The organism is Streptomyces liliifuscus, assembly GCF_016598615.1.
GTDB classification, from domain to species: Bacteria; Actinomycetota; Actinomycetes; order Streptomycetales; family Streptomycetaceae; genus Streptomyces; species Streptomyces liliifuscus.
In genome coordinates this window covers 10,821,119-10,841,335 of sequence record NZ_CP066831.1, presented here as the reverse complement: position 1 = coordinate 10,841,335, position 20,217 = coordinate 10,821,119, and the positions used below count along the sequence as shown (strand labels likewise).

Annotated in this window: 16 protein-coding genes and 3 pseudogenes; 7 read left to right on the top strand and 12 right to left on the bottom strand. The window is 70.4% G+C overall.

The features are described from left to right. The first annotated feature begins 56 nt into the window (after positions 1-56). Positions 57-800: an SAM-dependent methyltransferase gene (locus JEQ17_RS47230; RefSeq protein ID WP_200401100.1), complete on the top strand. Its 744-nt coding sequence runs from the start codon at positions 57-59 to the stop codon at positions 798-800. A 21-nt stretch (positions 801-821) separates the two neighbouring features. Here the strand turns inward: JEQ17_RS47230 and JEQ17_RS47225 are convergent, their stop codons facing one another. Together JEQ17_RS47225 and JEQ17_RS47220 are read right to left on the bottom strand one after the other, a co-directional pair. Beyond that, a complete protein-coding gene (locus JEQ17_RS47225) occupies positions 822-1,982 on the bottom strand; it encodes a sensor histidine kinase (protein ID WP_200401099.1) in 1,161 nt (386 codons plus the stop codon). After that, positions 1,979-2,647, bottom strand: a complete 669-nt coding sequence (locus JEQ17_RS47220) for a response regulator transcription factor (protein ID WP_200401098.1) — start codon at positions 2,645-2,647, stop codon at positions 1,979-1,981. The genes JEQ17_RS47225 and JEQ17_RS47220 overlap by 4 nt, the downstream gene beginning before the upstream one ends. Positions 2,648-2,870: 223 nt before the next feature. Between JEQ17_RS47220 and JEQ17_RS47215 the strand changes: the two genes are divergently transcribed. Then, the gene (locus JEQ17_RS47215) at positions 2,871-3,521 is read left to right on the top strand and encodes a hypothetical protein (protein WP_200401097.1); all 651 of its coding nucleotides are present in this window, start codon (positions 2,871-2,873) and stop codon (positions 3,519-3,521) included. A gap of 564 nt (positions 3,522-4,085) precedes the next feature. Here JEQ17_RS47215 and JEQ17_RS50330 read toward each other — a convergent pair. From JEQ17_RS50330 to JEQ17_RS47200, 3 genes and pseudogenes are all read right to left on the bottom strand, one after another. Further along, positions 4,086-4,169: pseudogene (locus JEQ17_RS50330) on the bottom strand (class I SAM-dependent methyltransferase); the annotation flags it as partial. Positions 4,170-4,314: 145 nt separating this feature from the next. Further along, positions 4,315-4,947 carry a DUF2461 family protein gene (locus tag JEQ17_RS47205; RefSeq protein WP_234048652.1) on the bottom strand — a complete coding sequence of 211 codons (633 nt, stop codon included), beginning with the start codon at positions 4,945-4,947 and terminating at the stop codon, positions 4,315-4,317. 21 nt (positions 4,948-4,968) lie between these two features. Next, on the bottom strand, positions 4,969-5,115 hold the full coding sequence (locus JEQ17_RS47200; protein ID WP_200401095.1) for a hypothetical protein: 147 nt from the start codon (positions 5,113-5,115) through the stop codon (positions 4,969-4,971). A 176-nt stretch (positions 5,116-5,291) separates the two neighbouring features. Between JEQ17_RS47200 and JEQ17_RS47195 the strand changes: the two genes are divergently transcribed. Together JEQ17_RS47195 and JEQ17_RS50325 are read left to right on the top strand one after the other, a co-directional pair. After that, positions 5,292-5,954, top strand: a complete 663-nt coding sequence (locus JEQ17_RS47195) for a DUF6000 family protein (RefSeq protein WP_234048651.1) — start codon at positions 5,292-5,294, stop codon at positions 5,952-5,954. Continuing rightward, complete coding sequence (locus tag JEQ17_RS50325; protein WP_325176320.1) at positions 5,951-6,199, top strand: DUF5958 family protein; 249 nt, start codon at positions 5,951-5,953, stop codon at positions 6,197-6,199. Before JEQ17_RS47195 ends, JEQ17_RS50325 begins: the two co-directional genes overlap by 4 nt. On the opposite strand, the pseudogene JEQ17_RS50320 reads toward JEQ17_RS50325, so the two are convergent. After that, a pseudogene (locus tag JEQ17_RS50320) lies at positions 6,168-6,569 on the bottom strand (carbohydrate binding domain-containing protein); the annotation flags it as partial. The gene JEQ17_RS50325 and the pseudogene JEQ17_RS50320 sit on opposite strands and share 32 nt — an antisense overlap. A 954-nt stretch (positions 6,570-7,523) precedes the next feature. On the opposite strand from JEQ17_RS50320, the pseudogene JEQ17_RS50315 reads away from it, so the two are divergent. Continuing rightward, positions 7,524-7,753: pseudogene (locus JEQ17_RS50315) on the top strand (leucine zipper domain-containing protein); the annotation flags it as partial. Between the two features lie 14 nt (positions 7,754-7,767). Here JEQ17_RS50315 and JEQ17_RS47185 read toward each other — a convergent pair. The 3 genes from JEQ17_RS47185 to JEQ17_RS47175 all read right to left on the bottom strand — a co-directional run bounded on the left by JEQ17_RS47185 (position 7,768) and on the right by JEQ17_RS47175 (position 10,298). After that, entirely contained in the window at positions 7,768-8,637 is an 870-nt protein-coding gene (locus JEQ17_RS47185) for a bacteriocin fulvocin C-related protein (RefSeq protein ID WP_200401093.1), read from the bottom strand. Positions 8,638-9,067: 430 nt separating this feature from the next. Beyond that, the gene (locus tag JEQ17_RS47180) at positions 9,068-9,760 is read right to left on the bottom strand and encodes a hypothetical protein (protein ID WP_200401092.1); all 693 of its coding nucleotides are present in this window, start codon (positions 9,758-9,760) and stop codon (positions 9,068-9,070) included. Beyond that, positions 9,753-10,298: a SigE family RNA polymerase sigma factor gene (locus tag JEQ17_RS47175; RefSeq protein ID WP_200401091.1), complete on the bottom strand. Its 546-nt coding sequence runs from the start codon at positions 10,296-10,298 to the stop codon at positions 9,753-9,755. The genes JEQ17_RS47180 and JEQ17_RS47175 overlap by 8 nt, the downstream gene beginning before the upstream one ends. A gap of 635 nt (positions 10,299-10,933) precedes the next feature. Here JEQ17_RS47175 and JEQ17_RS47170 point away from each other — a divergent pair. Together JEQ17_RS47170 and JEQ17_RS47165 are read left to right on the top strand one after the other, a co-directional pair. Further along, the gene (locus JEQ17_RS47170; protein WP_200401090.1) at positions 10,934-11,197 is read left to right on the top strand and encodes a hypothetical protein; all 264 of its coding nucleotides are present in this window, start codon (positions 10,934-10,936) and stop codon (positions 11,195-11,197) included. Further along, entirely contained in the window at positions 11,194-12,108 is a 915-nt protein-coding gene (locus JEQ17_RS47165) for a hypothetical protein (protein ID WP_200401089.1), read from the top strand. The genes JEQ17_RS47170 and JEQ17_RS47165 overlap by 4 nt, the downstream gene beginning before the upstream one ends. Before the next feature lie 957 nt (positions 12,109-13,065). Here JEQ17_RS47165 and JEQ17_RS47160 read toward each other — a convergent pair. From JEQ17_RS47160 to JEQ17_RS47150, 3 genes are read right to left on the bottom strand one after another with little or no spacing between them, the layout of a single operon-like run. Further along, positions 13,066-14,019, bottom strand: a complete 954-nt coding sequence (locus tag JEQ17_RS47160; RefSeq protein ID WP_200401088.1) for an ABC transporter ATP-binding protein — start codon at positions 14,017-14,019, stop codon at positions 13,066-13,068. Beyond that, positions 14,012-16,942 carry a hypothetical protein gene (locus JEQ17_RS47155; RefSeq protein ID WP_200401087.1) on the bottom strand — a complete coding sequence of 977 codons (2,931 nt, stop codon included), beginning with the start codon at positions 16,940-16,942 and terminating at the stop codon, positions 14,012-14,014. Before JEQ17_RS47155 ends, JEQ17_RS47160 begins: the two co-directional genes overlap by 8 nt. Continuing rightward, positions 16,939-20,163 carry an ABC transporter permease gene (locus JEQ17_RS47150; RefSeq protein WP_200401086.1) on the bottom strand — a complete coding sequence of 1,075 codons (3,225 nt, stop codon included), beginning with the start codon at positions 20,161-20,163 and terminating at the stop codon, positions 16,939-16,941. The genes JEQ17_RS47155 and JEQ17_RS47150 overlap by 4 nt, the downstream gene beginning before the upstream one ends. Between the last annotated feature and the right edge of the window lie 54 nt (positions 20,164-20,217).

The following is a 20,217-nucleotide window of genomic DNA, read 5'->3' as shown; positions in this document are numbered from 1 at the left end:
GCCGGGTCGTGGCGGCGCGCCGCCACGACCCGGCCGTCATGGAAGGAACCTCGCGCATGGGGATGACACGAGACCGGTTCGCCCGGTTGCTGGCAACCGGACGCATCCTCAATCCGTTCACCGAGGACCAGCTCATGCAACTCGGTGAGATCTGCCGACTTCGTGAAGGGCAGCGCCAGTTCGACCTGGCCTGCGGCAAGGGAGAGATGGCCGCACGCTGGGCGGCACACTTCGGCATCAGCGGTCTCGGTGTGGACAACAACGAGGAGTTCATCGCCGACGCCAGGGCCCGCGCGGCGGAACTGGGCGTGTCCGAACGGGTGCGGTTCGAGGTCGCAGACGCCGGACGCGTCCCCGCGGAGCCCGTGTATGACGTGGTCTCGTGCATCGGCGCGAGCTGGATCGCGGGCGGCGTCTCCGGGATGGTCAAGACACTGCGTCCGGCCCTGCGCCCGCACGGCCTGATGCTGCTCGGCGAGCCGTACTGGAAGGAGCCACCGCCGGAAGAGGCGTACGAAGCCCTGGGATGCGAGCCGGACGAGTTCACCTCGCTGGTCGGCACCATGGACCGGTTCGAGTCGGCGGGCATGCAGTTGGTGGAGATGGCGCTCGCCGACGAGCACAGCTGGGACCGGTACATCGCCGCCCAGTGGTGGACGCTCTCGGAGTGGCTCCGTGCTCACCCGCACGACGAGGACGCTCCCCTGGTACGGCGGTTCCTGGACAACGCCCGGCGCGGCCACCTGGCTCATGGGCGGCGTCACCTCGGATGGGGTGTCTTCGTGCTCCGGGAGGCGTGAACGGTCCGCCGCCCCATCCAGTCAGGCCGGGCCCCTCCCAGGCGGCGGCATGGGCAGTCCCACTGAGATCTGGAGGCCCCCGTCGGCGCGTGATTGTGTGGTGATCCAGCCTCGGTGGGTCGAGGTGATGGCGGCGACGATGGCCAGTCCCAGACCGACCCCCTTGCGCGGACCACTGCGGCTGTCGCCATGCCGCCGGAACGGCTCGAAGAGGCTCGCGACGACCGACGGGGGGACATACGGGCCGCTGTTGACCACCTCCACCACGGCATGGCCCTGGCTCGCGACCGTACGCACCCGGGTCCAACCGCCCGGCACATTGTGCTTGACGGCGTTGTCGACCAGGTTGGCGACCAGGCGTTCGAGCAGCGGCTGGTCTCCCAGCGCGAGGGCCGGCCGCAGATCGCGAGTGACGCTGACGCCGTTGCCGTCGCTGTCCGATGTGACGTCGTCGATCGCCGTACCGGCCACCTTGGCCAGGTCGACCGGGGCCGGGTGGACGATGCCCTCCTGGCTGCGGGCGAGGACCAGGAGACTGTCGATGATGCCCTCCTGACGTTCCGTCGCCTTCAGGATCTTCCCCGCCATCCGGCGCAGCGACGCCACCGATGGCTCAGGATCGGCCAGTGCCACCTCCGCCGCCGACCGCTGGACGGTCAGCGGCGTCCGGAGTTCGTGGGAGGCCGTCGCGGCGAACCGGCGCTGGAAGGCGAAGCCTGCCTCGAGCCTGGCGAGCATCGCGTTGATGGTCTCGGCCAGCTCCTTGAACTCGTCGTCCGGACGGTCGAGTTCGACCCGTTCGTACAGGTTGTCGGGTGACAACCGGTGCGCTGCGTCGGTGACGTGACGCAGCGGACGAAGGACCCGGCCGGCCATCAGCCAGCCCAGGAGGACTGCCATCACAGCCGTGAGGGCCAGTCCCAGAGCGGACTGCACCAGCAACTGGTGAAGCGCCGTCGACCGTTGTCGCGCGGCCTCCTCGTCGAGCGTCTCGCGGAAGGCGGGGGGCAGTTCCAGCCGCAACGGTCCCCCGGCACCGGAGTAGTCGACCGGACCCCGGCTCAGCAACGACTGCTCGGGCAGGGCTCGGGCCACGAGCAGATAGGTGATCGCGAGCAGTGCGCAGCCGGCGAGGAGAAACAGGGCGCTGTAAAGGGCGGTCAACCGCAGTCGCAGAGTCATTCGCCCACATCCGTCATGCGATAACCAGCACCCGGGACAGTGTCGATCAGAGGCGGGGGGCCGAGCTTGCGCCGTAATCGCACCATGGTGACGCGCGCGGTGTTCGTGAACGGATCGGCATGGGCGTCCCACGCACGCTCCAACAGTTCCTCGTTGCTGATAGCGGCGCCTCGGGCCGAGAGCAGGGTCTCCAGGACGGCAAACTCCTTGGGGGTGAGGGGTATGCGACGTCCGTCCCGCTCGACTATCCGCCGGGCCGGATCGAGTGTCAGATCAGCGTGGGTCAGCAGCGGGGGGATCGGCGGCTGGGCACGGCGCGCCAACGCCCGTACGCGGGCCACCAGTTCGGCGAAGGCGAACGGCTTTGCGAGATAGTCGTCGGCACCCAGGGTCAGTCCGGCCACCCGGTCATGGGTGCTGACGGAAGCCGTCAGCATGAGGATGCGTGTCTCCGAACCGTCAGCGACGAGCCTGCGGCAGATCTCGTCGCCGTGTACGCCCGGAAGATCCCGGTCGAGGATCAGGACGTGGTAGCTGTTGACGGCAAGGAGTTCCGTCGCGGTGGTTCCGTCGAGGGTGGCGTCCACGGCCATGCCCTCTCGGCGCAGCCCCTCAGTGAGTATTTCGACGAGGTCCTCTTCGTCCTCGGCGATCAGGACTCGCATCTCCTTCTCCTTCGACACACTCGGCGCGAGCGGCAGTCGGCGCGACCGTCCCGTACCCGACCGTGCACCGATACCGGAGACCCGGCATTACAGCGGGATAACACGCTTGGTAACGGGGGTGTTAGCAGCCACCGCTCAAGAATAGGGACGACACCAGACCAAGGAAGAGGTACAGATAGTGACATTACCATCCGAACTCTCCACGCAAAGGTCGCCGTCCATCGTGAAACGACTGGGAGTCTTTCTGGGGTTGGGCGCGCTGATCGCCGCGGCGATAGTCCTCGTCGGGTCCGTCATCTCGGACGGTTCACCCGGTTCCGCCCCGGCCGCGGCGTCGGTCTCCGGCGAGGAGCCCGGCGATTTCGACTACCGCGGTCTCCTCCCGGAACTCGCCGGACTCGCCGGGGACTCGGACGAATCATCAGGTCTGCACGGCGAGTTCTCACTTCCCCGAGAGAGCGGCGGCTCCGAGCTCCTCGCCTGGCAGTTGGGTGAGATCTCCGCGAAAACCGGGGACCGGATCACGGTGCGCGGCAAGGGCGACGTCACGTGGAACTGGAAACTCGACGAGGCAACCGAGATCCACTCCGGGGCGGACGGCACGAAGGCAGACCTCAAGAAGGGCAGGACCGTGTACGTCCTGGGAACGCGGAACGGCGACGTGCGCACCGCGGATCACATCGCTGCGCCCGACTCCACCGCGCTCGAAGACGGCAAGCCCCTGCTTGAACTCCCCGACAGCTGTACCCGGAACGAGAAGCCGAACGGTCTCCTGGTGACCTGTGAGTCGCACGAGGAGCAGCGACCCGCCCCCAAGACGAGCGAGACTCCTCGACGCGGTGCGCACGAGGAACCCGCGGCGATACGGATGTGATGGTTCCGGCTGTCGTGCCTTGGTCGAGGGTGGGTTGACCTAGGGCCGGTTGGCCGAGGGCGGGGAGTGCGGCGACCGCGGGTGTGCTCCCCGAGCGTGCCGGGTGCCCCGCGATCACAGGTTCAGGAGATCCCGAGTGCGTACGGGTCCGCCCGTCTCGAAGGAGTAGTTCGCGGCCGGGCCGGTGACCAGGGAGTGGGCGCCGTCGGCCGCGGGCGCCGTGCGGTGCAGGGGATCCGGGACCCGAACAGGTCCCGCAGCATGCGTACGTCACCACCGCCGTGCCCACCCTGCTGGTCACGGCCAGACACTGCCTGCGCCTGCCCGCCGGTCACCTCAGAGGACAACTCACCAAGCTGTTGGACCACGTCCCGGACCGGGACCACCCGTGCTGGGGCGGCACTTTGGAGGCCATCGCAGTCGAACGCTGCTCGCCGCAACTTCGCAAGACGTTGCACGACACCCTCGCCGAGCGCCCTACCAGGCCGCCTCGCCGTCACGACTGGCATCCAACGCGGCCGCAGGGTCACGAACTTCGACCCGCCCAACTCGCAAACCAGCGCGCTCGAACGGCCGGGTACCCTCGGGCCACTCCATCCGGAAGGCCCGGCTGTCCAGATCGGCGCCGAGCAGTAGGATCTGCCGGACCCGATGGCACCTCTGGCACAATCCGGGACCCGTCTTCGACCGTGCCAACCCTTTGGCCGAGGTGCCGGACGGCTATTGGGCGATGGACGACCGGTCGGTGTTGAAGGTGCGCATCACCTTCCGAGCGCGTGGCGTCCTCGTGATGTCAGGCGGTGCACTTCACGTGGCGGACCAGCCACGTCAGCAGGGCATCCAGGTCGGCGGCGGCCGAGAGGACCCGGTCGACCGCCTCGGGGGTGTGCAGCCACTCCTCGCAGCCGAGGGGACGGGCGGCGATCAGCGAACGGTGGCGCAGCAGGTTCGTACGGGAGTGGTCGGTCGGATAGCCGCGCGGGGGGCGTTTCATCACGTCCCCTGAGATGTCGTAGCCCCTCTTCCGCACGTCCTCGACGATGGCGGACAGTTCACGGCCGCTCCCCTCTGAGGCCACGGCTTTGCGGAACATGTCCACCTGGCCGGGATCGGGGTACCACCAGGCGCCCTGGATCCGCAGGCCGTCCAAGGAGAACCGGAGACCGATCTCGATCTTGCGGCCGAGCCGGATCACCGCGCTCTGGTTCTGCCACCACCAGGAGTCGGTGCGGTAGTGCCAGACGGAGAAGTCCTCGTACCGGGGGTCGGTGTCCGCGACCTCGTTGAGCAGGGCGATCATCGGCTGCCGCACCAGGCGTTCGCGGTCCGCGCGGCAGCGCTCGCGGGTCGCGTGACTTGGTTCGCCCTGGAGCTGCCACAACACATCCATGGCCTGCGCCGGCCAACCGGTGAACTGTCCGCACATGCGCGCAGGTTAGCCCACCCACTAACCCGCGCGCGTCGAGAGCGAGACGGGCAGGGTGACGTCACCCCGGACAAGGTGGGAGGTACTGCGGCAGGGCTCGCCGGCCAGTTCGATGTGCCGTGCGCGGTGGGCGAGTTCGTCGAGGAACACGGAGAGTGCAGTCGACATGAAGCGGGCAGTGAGCTTGCGCAGCCGAACTTGAGATCCCACGACTGACGTTCCCGGGGCACTCGCGGAGGTCTGCCATGCCCCAGCCCTCTGGTCCGGCGCCATCAGTTTTGGCCCGGTGACTTCTCCGAACCACTGACTACGGTCCGTCGAGGCAGTCGGCAAACCTGTGGCACATGCGTACCGTCCCGGGCCAGGATGCGGCTATGCGTGATGTCCAGAGCGATCCCGAGTTGCAGGATCTGGTTCGGCGGTTCGTCACGCCTGACCGGCGGTACCTCCGGCTGGGCGGGGGCCTTCTTCGGCTGAGTTCGGTCGAGCGCTCCACGTTCGTGCGGGACCTGGCTCAGGCCGCCTACGACATCACTCCGGCGGAGCTCGGCATCCTCTTCGAGGGCGGGTGGCGCGAGCGCAAGACGGCCGCCTGGCTGGTTGCCGTGGCCCACAGGACCGAGTTCCGCGACCTCATCGGCCGGCTCCTACTGGCCAGCGAGGGGCCATATGCGGGGGCGGCATACTGCGTCGCCCTTGCGAAGTTCGGCAGTGCAGCGGATGCCGCACTACTCAGCGCATACCTTGATCACTACCTGTCGCGCCCCGACCTCGACTACGACCAGGCAGTCGTCCTTGGCACGCTTCTATACCTCGATGGGGCTCTCGGCTCTGACCACACAACACGGTTCCTGGCCCCGGGCGGCCCCTGGGACCGATGGCTCGAAGTCCGCGTCGTGGCGGCCCTCGGCCCGCACAACTGCCGGCAGGCCGTGCAGCGACTCTGCGCTTTCGTCGACGAGACCGCTGAGATCTTCGCCTCGCTCGACTGCGGGAGCCGATCATGACGGAGCGAGACGTCATCCTCAACGAACTCGCCCAAGGCCTGCGCCCGATGTCAGTGGGCATCGAGTGGTTCGACACCCACGGCCCGGAGGAGCAGGCTGAGGTACTCCTTTTCCTGCGCCATCACTGCATACAAGCCCGCGCTGTCACCGAAGACGGACCAGAGAGCATCCGGCATGCCGGGCTGCGCCCGACGCACACGCCTGCTGTTAGGCGCCACCGCCGCCACCAGGCCCGACCAGGGTGATGTCGTCGGCGTAGTACCTGCCCTGTGCGTACCAGCCGTGGACGTAGATTGTCGCGCTGGTCTGGGAGGCGCCTGTAGTGAAGGAGACGGTCAGTGGGCTGTACTCGGAGGGGGAAGTGGTCCAGGTGGAGGCGCCACCGTTCACGCCCAGGTAGACGTGGGAGCCGCGGATCCAGCCGCTGAGTGAGTAGGTGGTGTTCGGCCGGACCGCGACGGTCTGGTCGCACTGTGCGTTGTCGCTCGAACTCACCGTCCCCTGGAGGGCCTTGGAGCCCGCGTGGACGGGAGAGGAGACGGCCGAACCCGGGTTGCCGGTGCAGGTCCACGGCGCGAGGCTGCCCGACTCGAAGCCGGGGTTGGTCAGGATGTCGACGGCCCCGACCGCGCTCGGGGCGGTCGACGTGCCCGCGGAGGGTGCGGCCGGGGTGGCGTCGGTATCGCTGGGGATCAGGAGAGCGCAGCCGAAACCGACGACGGCCGCCGCGACGACCGTGATCACCACGGCCGCCCGGCGCTGTCCGGGCCCGAGGCGCGGGCGGCCTACGGGCGGCGGGCCGGCGTCGCTGTCGAGTGCGGGGAGTTCCCTCGTACTGCCGCCGGGGACAGGCGGGAGTTCCGCTGTCTCGCCCCCGGTCCGGGTGTGTGGGACAGGTGCGGCCGCGGTCTCGTGGCTGCGGTAATCCTTGTCCTGGCGTATCTCGTCGAGCAGTTGAGCCAACGCGTCGGTGCGGCGCGGTCGGAGCACGCGGATGGGCTCCAGCGCGGGGCGGTCGTCCGGTGAGCCGGACTCGGGCGGTGTGGGCATGGCGCTCTCCTTCCGTCCCGTGGCAGAGACCTGAGCTGTCCCTCTGGGATTGATACGCAACGCCAGCTCCGGAGGTTCAGCCGACACCGCGCCTGGAGAAGTCACGCAGGACGCCCGTGAGGTAAGGAACAGCCGTACGTCGACCGTGCGTTGACGCGGACCGGTCCGAGGGCCTCGACCTTCAGGTCCGAGGTTCTCGGCCTTCATGTGCGCGGCGTTGGTGCCGCGACGCCCGTAACGTATGGCCAAGGCTGCCGGGTGTACCGATCGTGCCGAGGCGCACGTCCACTTCCCGATGGCGGTGCCGGAGAGAACCTGGGAAGAGTCGTGCCCGCGGAGACTGGGCGGTCGTTTCCCGCCTCGCCGCTGACCGTCGCACGTGGCCCAATCCGGTCGCACTCGACGCCCTTAGGTGTGCTGTTCGGGCACGTTGGTGACGGCACGCGGGTCTTGCGTGGGTGAGGGCCTTCTGGATTCGGTGGGGATTGCGACATCGCCCGCCGACCGCAGGAGGCCCTCATGTGCCACCGCAATGCCCTGCTGATACCGACCGGCGGACTGCGTCTGGCCTGGTGCGTGGTCGAGGACAGCCGGCGGCTGCGCCGGGCAGCCGAACGGTTCCAGGTCAGCCACGCCACCGCCAGCACGTGGGCCGACCGTTACTGGCTGCAGGGATGGGCCGACATGTACGACCGCTCCAGTCGCCCCCCCATCACTGCCCGCGCAAGACAGGAACGCGCGCGCTCCGTGGAGGGATGCCCTCTCAGGGGGCACAAACCCCGCTGCACGGTCCCAGCCACAGTGGACCGCAGCCGTAATCGGTCCAGTTGCACCACCACGGATGGGAGTAGCACACCATGTTGCAGCTTCCGCTCCCCGCGCACTGGGAATTGCAGTCCATGACCTGGATGCTCTGATCGCTGCGAGGTGCCGCGCCTTGCGTGTCGGCAGGGCCCAGCGTCATGAGAACCGCCTGTGCCCCGGTCTCGCCGAACGCCGCCACAGCCGCCGTCTCCAGCCCTTCGACGGCTGCTTCCTGCTGGCGCCCCGCGATGATCCGCGGTGCCAGCCGCGTCGCGTCGTCCAGGACGGTGGACTGCTCGGCCGACAGACCGGGGTGTGTCTTCCGGTAGTTCGCGAAGTGCGCCACCCACAGATCACTTCGAGCCGAAGCGGACAGCGCGCCGTAAATGGCGCGCCGATAGTCCGCGGGGTAGGAGGCGAACTCGGAGTAGTCGGCGGGCAGCCGGTCGACGTTGGCCTTCACCCATCGCGACGCCTTGCTGCCCTTGGCGCGGGTCACAGCCTGCGCGGGTGAGGTTGCGAGACCTCCGGTGACCAGGAACGTTCCCAGGGCCAGCCCCGGCACGGCCTTGAGGATTCCTCGACGGCTCGGGGGCCGCAGCACATCGAGGTCGCGGAGCGCACGCACCACCCGCAGCGAGTCCGACGGCCCCAACAGCCGCGCCAGGCGGAGGGACAGCGCGGTTCCGGTCCAGGCCCGCACCTGGTCGCCGTTGACCGCCAGCAGGGTCGGGGCCCAGGCTGCTCCTTCCCCCAGGGCACGCGTGCGCAGGCTGCGAATACGGGGTTCCGTGAGGCCCGCGGTGGTCAACGTGCCGTCGACGGACACGCGAACCCGATCCACCACTTCTTCGCAGAATCGGCAGTCGGCGTCGAATGCCAATATCCACTCGGTCACAAGCTTCTCCCCCGCGTTTGTGTGACAACCCGTCCAGTGGTGCCCGTCCAGGATGGGTTTTCCCGTCGATCCGTGGCGCGTCTTTCCGTACTCTTTCGCGCTTCAGGTCTACCTGAAGAGAAATCATTTGCCGACGCGCCTGGAAACGCCAATCATTTCGGCGAGGATCGAAATGATTGACACTCACTCACAGGCCATGCTTACGGCGGGCGCACGCCCGTTGCCAAGCTCGCCTGCCCAACCTCGATCCTTCTTGATGGGCCGCCAACGAAGTCGGCTGCCCTTTCGTTGCCGATGGGTGCCGTGCAATCCGCGGCCCTCCCCAGCCAAGACTCCGACCTCTGTGGGGCACCGGCAGCCGTCACGAGTTGGGCTTCTCCCACGTCAGCCAGTTCGATCGTTCGATCACCGAGATCCAGCGTTCGCCGTACTCGATGATGAGGTCGAAGTGCCGTCCCTTTTTGTCGACACCCTGGTATTCGACCTTGCCGGGCAGCCAGATTCTCGGTCGTACGTCGCACACCGCGAGTTGGCTGCGGAGGGTCACGAGTTGTCGGCCTGCATGGGCCCTTGTGTCGTATTCCATGTAGCGATGGCGAACCACTGCCCCGTTGTCGGCGTGGAAGGAGGCGGTCCAGCGCTGCTGGAACCGTCCGTCCGCACGGGCGGACGCGCAGGGCAGGTCGAAGGCCAGCGACGGCAGGGGCTCGTCCATGGGCTTCCGGTCCGTCTCCCACCCGGCCTCAACGGGTGTAGCGAATCGGTTGAGGCCCCAGAGCCTGATCTTTCCGTTCTTGTTGTACGGGTTGTCGTACTGGAAGTCGTACGCCCGCTCCGCGGTCGGCGAGACCGTAGGCGTGCTCGGCGGGCGGGCCGTCCGCGTCTTGTCTCCCGGCAGCACGGCCAGCACCGCGCCCAGCGCGACCGCCACCACGGCCGCGACCGCCGCGGTCGTCCGGCGCCGGGTGCGGCGCCGGGTCCCCCGTGCGCGTACCTCCGCCGCCGACGGCAGCCGCAGCACCGTCTCGTCCAGCAGTTCCTCGACGTCAGTCATGAACGGCAACCCCCTTGGCGGTGAGAGTGGAATCGACCTCGGCGAGCCGCTCTCCGAGGAGTTTGCGTGCCCGGCTGAGCCGGGTGCGGACAGCCCCGCTGGACGCGCCGATCTCTCGGGCCACCTGTTCCACCGGGAGATCCAGCAAGTGGTGCAGAATCACCGCCTGGCGCTGGTCCGGGCCGAGTTCGCGCAAGGCCGCCACCAACGCCACCCGGTCTGCCGAGAGTTCGGGCACGTCCGTCGGCGGGCCGTGCCGGAATTGGGCCCGCAGCCGCCCGCGTGTCCGGCGCCAGGTGCTGATCGCGAGGCGCATCGCGACCGTACGCACCCACGGCAGCGGGTCACCGTCACGGATCAGCTGCGGCCAGCGTTGCCAGGCGCGTACGTACGCCTCCTGCACCGCGTCCTCCGCCTCCGTCAGATCCCCGGTCATCGCATAGACCGTGGCGACCAGCCGCTTGGCCGTGCTGGTGTAGAACGCGTCGAAGCCGTGGGAGTCGTCGAGGAACGACTCCGTGTCATCCGGCTGTCTCATCATCGTTCCCGGTCCCCCGGATCGGTGGTGCGCCCGAGCTTCCCGCTCGCTCGCAGGCCTTCGACATGAACACGCTTGGGGGACGGGAGATGTTACGGGGGACTTCCACCGCGACGGGTGCGGAGCATTCGCTCGCGTTGAACCTCTGGTGCGGGAGTCAGCGCGTCGATGAACTCGCTGAGCTGTTGGCGGGCCATCCCGGTCAGTTCGGGGTCCTGCAGTGAATGCGGACAACTGGCCCGCACAAGGCCCGTGCCGGCGACGCCGGGGACCAGGTGAGCAGAAGGCGCGGCTGGTTCTGGCAGCAGTCGGCAGCCGGGGCTACGGATGGAAGGCCGGTCGGATCCACCCGGCGGAGATCAAGAGAGAGCACTCCCGGAGCGCCTCAGCCGATTCCTACATACGGAGTACGAGACGAAACCCGGAACTTTCCCGGAAAGGGGTTCTGAGCTGCTGGGACAGCCTTGCGGCCCTTCGGTGATCGTTCCGCTTTCCCGGTTCGAGCTTCCAGCGCTCCGGGCGGCACGGAATCCTGCTACTGGTTACTGCGGGTCGCCATCAGGTCACACTTGGCAATGGCGATTCCGGGTCACCGTTCCGCAGGACACAGAGCAACGCACCACACGGAGGACTTGTTGACCCTGCGTAAAACTCTCACCGCCACGGCCATCGGCTTGGCCCTCGGCCTCGCGATCGCCATGTTCTGCCTGGGTGAGCCCGCCGCTGCAGTTGGCAGCCTGAATCTGGCGATTCTCTTGAGCGTGCAGCTGCTGACCGACCGCGGCGATGCCCCCGGCTCCGCGTCTTCCGCGGCCATTCCCCTTTCCCCGACCCTCGGTGACGGCACGGGCGCGCAGGTTCACGACAACGAGGGCAACGGCGAAAGGCAAGCCGCATGAACGCCCCGGCGCGAGCCGCCGCACGAGGGCGCCCCGGCCCGTCTCTGGGCCGGATCAGCGACGCGACGGGCCCGGAACACCGTGCATGGCTGCTGCCGCTGCGCACCTCGTTCCTCGACAGCAAATGGTCCTGCGAGGAACTGGCGGACAAGTCCTACACCACGAAGGGGAAAGTGTCGGAGCTGCTGCGCGGTGTGGGCGACTACCCCCGCTGGGACCGAGTGCGCTGCGTCCACCAGGCGCTCAATCCCCTCCAGCTTCTGGAGTGGTACGAAGCCCGCTGGGAGGAAGGCGCCCTGGCCGCCGGACGGAAGCCCGAGTGGATCAACAAGTGCCTGGCGGCAGGGCAGCCGTCCGCTGAACTGCCCCCGTCACCAGTACGTCCGCGCCGACGCCCCCTGCGGACGGCGCTCGTGGTGGCGGCTTCGCTCGCAGCAATGGCGAGCAGCCTGCTCGGACTCGCGGCGGTACGACCCGGTCCCACACAGGCCGACCACCCGCCCGTTGAGGCCTGCGCCTCACCGGCGGCACTGTACTGCGAGCCGGCCGGGCCGTCCGCTCCCGCGCGCATCAGTGGGCCAGCTCCGGACCGCAGAGACGTTTCCTTCGTTGCACCCTCGCTGCGTGCAGATGCTGAGCGGGCCTACGTGAACTATCCCCGCCCGTTCTCCACAGCTACGGGCAGCGTGGAGAAGGTCGTCCTGGGAACCGCCGATGCGCGCGTCTACACCCCGAAGGGCTGGTCCAAGCGCCTGTGGATCCGCGGCGGTGCAACCGTCTACGTCATCTGCACCGACAGCCGCGACTTCCTGGTCCTCTACGGCGGCGACGGTGACCGCGTTCACGGCACCGACACCCAATTCACCCGCCCAGTCCCTCAGAAAAACTGTCCGCCCAGCCTCGACGAATAGCCGCGGGCCGGTTCGCCTCAACGCCAGACCAGCCCCCGCCAACCTGGCGGGGGCTGCGCAACCCGAGGAAGGCCGTCGCTCGATCCGGAGGCCGGCAGACCTTGGACAGGCCGGGCCGCCCGCCTGTCCGGCAAATCCCACGCGAGCAAATCCGTTCGAGACGCCGTTCGCGGTCGTGACACCATGTACGGCATGACGACGAACCGAAAGGTCCATGCCGCGTAGGCGCCAAGGACACATGCGGCCCGGCCTCCCCCGCCGACAGCGGAGATCAGGCGCAAGACCCGTCATCGACGGCCTGTCTTCGCGTGCACTGACCGAGATCATCCGCCTTGAGCACACTCGTAACTATCTGCAGCCAGGCGACGTTGGTGCGGCTGTGCGCCTCTGGAAGGACTACGTCCACCGGCCCGAGCGCGATCTGTGGCACGACTACGAGTGGGGCAATGTGCACTGGTACCGCTGCGGCAACCCTCTCGAAGCCCGCGCTCTCCTCGACACCGTGATGCGGGCCGTATCGCCTCGAAGCGCCCGCGAACTCCGCGGAATCATCAGCCGGTTTGACGCCGTCTGGGACCTACCGACTCCGCCTTACGACGAGGGCAGAGGACAAGGAACAAGATAGTTGTACACCTGTCTGGAGGCTCGTGGCCCCTGAGCACCCGGTCACTCACAGCTGGCTCCACCAGGTGGGCCAGGCCCTCGACTAAATCCGCTTCGGGGCTGCTTCGAACGAGAAGCAAACGCGGGACAAGGCCGGGGTACTGCTCAGCCGCGGGCTCTGGAAGGTGGATTCCCCACCGATGCGCCTTATCCGCTCTGCCTCCTGCTCTGCACCGCGTCTCGCGCCTTAGCCGGGGCACCCGAAACACTGCGCTCCAGCCTGACATCTGAGCCGCCGCGCCTGCCGACAACGCCGCCTGGCAGTCGGGGCGTTCCAGCCAGCCAACCCCTCGGTCAGGTCGAGGGATTCGGACCGGGGCCAGGCGGGCCTTCGGTTCGGTCGGGCCACACCCCCACATGGTCCGGTTCCCCGGTCAGGCGGACCCGGCCGCTCAAACCGTAGCGGTCCACGTAGTCGCGGGGCAGTTGGAGGCGGCCCGCGCGGTCCAGGACCGTGTACTCCTCGGCGCCCCCGCCGCCGGGCCCGCGCAGGGTCTCCGTGGAGGTGCGGCCGTCGCGGATGCGGACCGTGCGGCGGACCTGTCCGGAGACCAGGGGGTCGTGGGTGACGACCAGGACGGTGGCGCCGAGTTCCTCGTTCGCGCGGCGCAGCGCGGCGAACACCTCCTCGGCGCTGGCGGTGTCCAGTTCGCCGGTGGGTTCGTCGGCGAGCACCACCCGCGGGGTGTTGGCAGTGGCGACCGCGACGGCCACGCGCTGCTGTTCGCCGCCGGAGAGCTCGGCCGGCCGCCGGTCGCGGCAGTGGGCGACGCCGAGGACGTCGAGGAGTTCGGCGGCACGTGCGGCACGCCGGCGGCGCGGCACACGTACGTACTTCATGGGCAGTGCCACGTTCTCCAGGGCGGTCAGGTAGGGCAGCAGGTTGCGTCCGGTCTGCTGCCATACGAAGCCCACGGTGCGGCGGCGGTAGCCGAGGCGCTCGCGGCGGCCGAGGGCGAGCAGGTCGTGTCCGGCGACCCTCGCGCGGCCCGCGGTGGGCAGGTCGAGTCCGGAGAGGATGGACAGCAGGGTCGACTTGCCGGACCCTGAGGCGCCGACGAGCGCCGTGCACTCGCCCTCCTCGACGACCAGGTCCAGGCCTTGGAGGGCTTGGACCTCGACCTCGTCGGTTCGGTAGACGCGGACCAGGTTGTCGCACACGACGAGTCCGTCGTCGGTGTGCGGGCGCTGGGCGACGCGGGCTTTCTCTTCCAGGTGGCGCAGGTCGTCGGCGTGAGGGTCAGTCACCGTTTCTCCCCAGTCGCAGGACCGCGCCGAGTCCGCGGCGCCGTCCGATCCAGGTCTCCACACCCACGGCCGCCACTACCAGCACGCCCAGGCCTGTGCCCAGAGCAGCGGTCAGCAACAGGTCGGGGTGCGGGGTGGGGGCGGCGGGTCCGCCCGTGAACTCCCGCAGGTCCAGGGCGGGGCCCAGCAGTGCGGGCAGGGTCAGGCCCAGGGCGGTGCCGCCCGCCACCGCCGCCAGAACCATCGGCATCAGTTGCAGCAGGTGCAGTCCGGCAGTGGCCCGGCCGCCCAGGCCCAGGGTGCGCAGGTAGGCGGTGGTGCGGCCGCGCGCCTCGGCGGACAGCAGCAGTTCCAGGACCAGCGCCAGCAGGGCCAGGAGCACGGCGAGTGCGGTGCATGTGGTGTGTGCGGCCCGCAGGACTCTGATCATGCCGTCGGCTTCGGCGTCGGCCTGTTCCTCGGAGCGGATGCGCAGTTGCCCGGCGCCCATGTCGTGGGTGGCGCGCGGCACCAGGGACCGCAGCGTCTGTACGTCCAGACGCGGGCCGTACAGCAGCAGTGCGGATCCCTCGAAGTCGCTTGCACCGATCGCCGTCAGGTCCCCGTTGTCGGCCAGCAGCATCCGTTGCCTGAGCGGTGTCGTACCGCGGACCGGCCCGAGCGCCGCGTCCTTGAGTACGTCGTCGGGGAGCGGGCCGACGACGTACAGGCGCAGTGTTCTGCCGTGCGAGGTGAGGGTGAGCCGGTCGCCGGCGCGGGCCCCGGTGGCCAGCACCCGAATGTCGGTGCCGGGCCGCGGGCCGGTGAGACCGGCGGTGTCCAGTGCGCGTGCCGCGGGCGAACCGGGCGCTGCCGCCCGCAGGCGTGCGCCGTCGATGCCGACCAGGCTCGCGATGCCGTACCGGCTGCCGCTGGTCGCGCTCGTCGGGTCCACCCGCAGCTGCCGGACACGGACGGTCTCGCGCACCCCGCGCACCTGGGCCAGCCGCTCGGCGATGGCCGGACTGCGGTGTGCGCCGAGGTAGGAGGCGTCCGCGCCGACCTGCCATGCGGCGGCCTCACGGCGCCCCTCGGCCAGTGTTCCGGCCACCAGGCCGCCGAACACCGCTCCGGCCAAGGTCACCACCAGGACCAGCAGGGCAAGGGCCCGGGCGGGTGCTTCCTTCGCGGCCCGGGACAGCGCGATCAGGGCCACCACGCCGCGCCGCCGGGCCGACAAGCGCGCCAGGACTCGTACCGGCAGCGGGTAACAGCGCACCAGCACGGCGACGGTGGCCAGTCCCAGCAGTGCGGGCACCGCGGCCAGCAGCGGGTCCGGCCCTCCGGCGTCGGTGGCCGTGCCCCGGCTCCGCAGTGCGAGGACACCGGCCGCGGCCAGGAGCAGGACCACCACCTCGACGGTGAGACGGCGGCCCGCCGCGAACGGGCCCGGGCCGTGACCGGTGCGCGCGCCGCGGTCGCGCAGGGCATGCCAGGTGAGGGCAGGGAGCAGCAGCCAGATGAGTACGGCCACCAGCAGCGCGTGCCGGTACGCGGGCGCGGGGCCCGGGAGTTGGCGGGCGGCGGCGATGCCTGCCGCGAGCCCGAGCAGCACGGCCGGCGCTGTATGGACCGCCCTCGTCAGCGCCAGGCCCATTGCGGAGGCGCCGCGGGCGCGCTGCAGCCGGTGCGCGTCCAGGCTGCGGCGCACCGCGAGCAGGGCGGTCACGGCGGCGGCGAGCAGGCCGACGACGAGCAGGGATGCCAGCGCGAAGGAGATCACGACGCGGCCCTGGCGCCACTGCCGGCCGAAGTCGGTGAGCACCTCGGACAGCTGCGTACTGTCCTGCAGGGTGGAGGCGGGGTGCGGGCCGATCTCGCAGTACATGCCGCCGTAGTCGGCGATGTCACCGCAGAACACGGACCGCGCGTCGTCCGGGTAACGCACCAGCAGCCGCTGCAGCTCTCCCTGACCCTGCTCCCCCGCGAACCGTGCGGCGGTCTGCGTATCAAGGTCCAGGCGCATCCCCCAGGTGACCGTGAGCACCGCGCCGGCCTGTGCCTGCAGGGTGGTGACGGTTCGGGGCGCCACCAACGCGCGGGCCTCCCAGTCCAGTGCGGCGGCGGTGTCCGGGGGAAGCCGTGACGGGCCTGCCAGCAACGGCAGTTCACGCCACAACCGGTCCCCGCCCGCCGCCCCGCCTGCCTCCTTCGCATCGGCGCCGGCGCCCTTCGCGTGGCCGTCCTCCGCGTCGGCGCCCTTGGTACCGGTGCCCTTGGTGCCGGTACTGTCCGCGTCGCCGCCCTTCGCGTCGGTGTCGTCCGCCGTGAAGAACCCGACGACCACGGCGGTCGCCTGAACCTTGTCCAACGCGCCTGGGCTGAGCGGGAGTTTCTGCCCCAGCCGCAGCTTCAGCGCATCACGGGTCCGGGTGGACACGGCAATCTCGACGCCCTTACTACCCTCACTGCTGCGGGCGGGCGGCCGTCCCTCGGCGTAGGCCCCGCGGCCCGGCGCGTCGGAGGCATACACCAGGCCCAGACCCACCTGCCCCGCAGTCGTCACGGTGTCCAGGGTCGGCAGCTCCACCCGGGTCGAGTCGTGTTTGAGGCCGCCGTTCAGGGCGTCGGGGGCGGCGTTGGCGATCACGTCGGTGACCGGGAGCAGGTCCTCGGCGAGGTCACTGGCCCAGGCGGCGGAGTCCGCGCTGTCCGCCGGCTCGAACCGGGCGCTGAACAGGATGCCGGGCCCCGCGCGCTGTTCCTGCTCCAGCCGGGAGGCCAGTGCCCGCCCGGCGAGCCGGTCCAGGAGCCCGGGGCCCGCGGCGGCGACCGCGGTGAGCAGCGCCACCAGCACGGCAAGGCAGACCAGCAGCGGTACCAAGGCGCGCACCTCACGCACCGCAGCCCAGCGCAGCGGCCGTACCGGGCGCTTCACCTTCACCGGTCCTCCCCCGCGCGCAGCACCCGCGCCAGATCGACGCGCCCCAAGAAGCGGGCGGCGACCGTCACGACCGCGCAGATCACCAGCGTCGTCGCACCCGCCGTCAGTGCCACGCGGGCCCAGGGCACGTCGGTGAGCAGGCCCGGGTAGAGCGGCCTGCCGGTGTCGTCGACCGTCACCACCGGCATGACCAGCGCGGCCAGCACGGTACCCAGCAGGGTGCCCAGCACCGCCGCCACCGCGGCCAGCACCAGCTGCTCCGTCCACAGATACGCCGCCAGCTGCCCGCGCCTCACACCCAAAGCCCGCAGCAACGCGAACTCCCGTGTCCTGGCCCGCACCGACAGCGCCGTATGCAGGGTGAAGCCGACGACGGCGAACGCGGGCGCCAGGACGAGGCACAGGGTGAGTGCCCCGCGTGCCCCCTGCCGCAGTGGGTCGGCGGCCAGTTGTGCCCGCATCCGCGGCACGTCGACGGCCGCGCCCAGGCGGGGATCGGCACGCACCGCGTCCAGCGCGGCCGCCGCGTTCCCGCCATCGGCGGCCACCCACCAGGCGGACTCGGCGGCGGGCAGGGTCCCGCCGAGCACGAACTGGGCGGCCAGCGCCCGGGAATCGGCCAGCAGCCGCGGCCGGTCCCGCTCCGCGCCCGGCACCGCACCGATCTGCCCGACTATTTTGATGCGGGCGGTGCCGCCACCGGCGCGCTGCACCGTGACCGTGTCCCCCACCCGGGCCACACCCGAGGACAGCAGCATCCGGTCGGCCAGCGCCGGCACCGGTGGACGCCCCTTGGCCCGGTCGGTGCCCAACCGCACGCTCCAGGTCGGGTACTTGAGGGTGGTGTCCGGCCCGCGCAGCACCGCGTCCAGGAGCGTGCCGGGCGCCGGCCGGTCCGAACACAGCACCGGCCCCGGCGCACTGCCCGGCTGCCGGCGCGCCTTGGCATCGGGGCATCCGGCGATCTTCCGGTCCGGGGCGTCGCTGCGCAGGTCGTGCCAGGCAGCGGGCCGGGCCAGGCCGGGTACGCGGTCGACGGCCAGGCGGTAGGTGCGCCGCACTCTCTCGCCGGTCATGCTCACACCGAGCTGGACAATGCGTGCACCCTCAGCGGCGACCGGAAGCTTCAGACGTACGGTGCGGACCGTGCCGCCGGTGTCCTTGAGGACCGTCTCGCTCGCGCGGGTGAGCCCGTCGGCGTCCACGAAGTGGACGGTGAGCGTGACGGGCACCGGGGTGCCGGGCCCGTCGGCGGACAGCCGTACGCGCAGCGGGAGTTCATCCGCCGCGCCGCTCAGCGGCAGCCCGTGGGCGGGAATGTTCCGGCCGAGCGGTGCGACCAGCTCGGACACCGGCCGCTCGGCGAGGTCGGGGCGCAGGGCGGGAGCGGGGCCGCGTGCGGTGTTGATGCCGGTGACGGTGACCCAGCTCTGGCCGAGGTAACCGTTCGCGTCGACCACCGGAGTCACCGCCCCGGCGCCGGGCAGCGCGGCGTACGCGGAGCGCCGCTCGGCGGTCGCGAGCCGCTCGCCGGGGACGATCCGCAGGTCGGCGCCGACCCTGAACACCGCCTGGTCGTGGTCGCCGCGGTCCAGGATGGCCAGTGCGGTGCTGCTGAGCGCGGCAACGGCCAGGGCGAGTGTCACCAGCAGCGCGGGACCGGCATGCCGCGCAGCGCGCCGTGCGATCTGCCAGCCGCCCAGTGGCAACACTAGTCCGGTGCCGCGCCGCGCAAGAGGATCGGCGATCCGCGCGGCCAGTGGCAGCGCCCGCAGCACGAGTAACGCCGCCGCACACGTCATCGCCACCGGCGCAAGCACGAGCACCGGGTCGACGCCCCCACTGGTGACCGGCGACCTGTACTGCCGCAACTGCAGCCAGCCCAGCACCGCAACAGCGGCCAGCGCCACATCCGCACCCAGCCGCTGCACCCCCGCGAACCGGCCCAGGCGCAGCCGGAGCCTGTGCACCGCCTGACGGTCCCGCACGGTTCGCACCGTCGGCCACAGCAGCGCCGTACCGTGCACCACCACAGCCAGCAGCGCAGCCACCCAGCCCGCCGTCAAAGTCGCCGTCTCCGGCACCACGCCGGGAATCAGACCCGCCCCGTCCAGCAGGCGCAGCAGCGAGCCGGCGAGGAACGGCGCGGCCACTCCCGCCGGCACCGCAACCACCGCCCATTGCCCCGCCGTCGCCGCCGCCAGCCGCGCCGTTCCGGCACCGCGCGCGGCCAGCAACGCGAGCTCGGCGCGACGGTGCTCGGCGAGCTGACGCGCAGTGAGCACGAGGGCGGCAGCGGCCAGGGCAGCAAGGAGTGTCGCCGGAATGTAGAGGCCGGCGCGCGCCACCGCGATCGGGGTCGTCAGGTCGTCGAGTGCGTTGTCGAGCGTGGACCTGACGTCGAGCTCCGTCGCCGCCCCGGCCGGGGGCGGAGCACCGCGGAACACGGACAGCGAAACGTCACTGCCGCCGAACGCGTCGGCACGCCGCTGCAACGGCCCGATGTCACCGAGCCCAAGGCCGCCGGTGTCCGGCACACCCAGCCACAAGGCATCGGCGTCCCCGGCCAGATCCGGCACCGCCGTCAGTGCCTCAGGCGGCACCAGCGCCATCGACTCGGGCGCCCTGAAGGTCGGACTCAGGCTCGCCCAGACGGCCGGGCTGCGGCCGCCCATCCGGTACAAACCCGCCACCCGCATCCGGACCTGTGGCCCGCTGTCGGGCTGCACCCGCAGTTCGTCGCCGGGCCGCACCGCGAGCTCCGCGGCAAACACCTCACTCACCGCGATCTCGACCATCCCGCCACCGGCGTGCGCCTGCGGCCAGCGCCCCGCCACCAACTCGGCATGCCGCTGCGGCTCTTGGAGGGCCACGAGCGTGACGACAGCGTCATCCCGCCGGCGGCCGTCCGCCTCGGTCACACTGAGTGCGGCGGACCGGCTGGCCGGGACCCGTAACGCGGACCACGTGTGATGCGGTACGCCACCGAAGGCACGGTCGACGGCAGCGCGTACCAGGCCGTCAACCTCCCCCGCACCACGCGACCGGTAGGCACCGGAGACCTCGACCACCGCCGCCGGGTCACGGGCCAGCCGTCGCTGGATCCCGCCCTCGACTGCCTTCTCGGTGAGCGCCGCGAGCGCGGCCAGAACAGTCGCAGCGAGCAGCACCGCAAGGCCGGCGGCACCCAGCACCAGACCGTGGTGCGCGGTACCACGCACTGCGGTAGGCGCACGTCTCCCACTCAACTCGCCGGCCTCCCCCAGCCCCCCGTA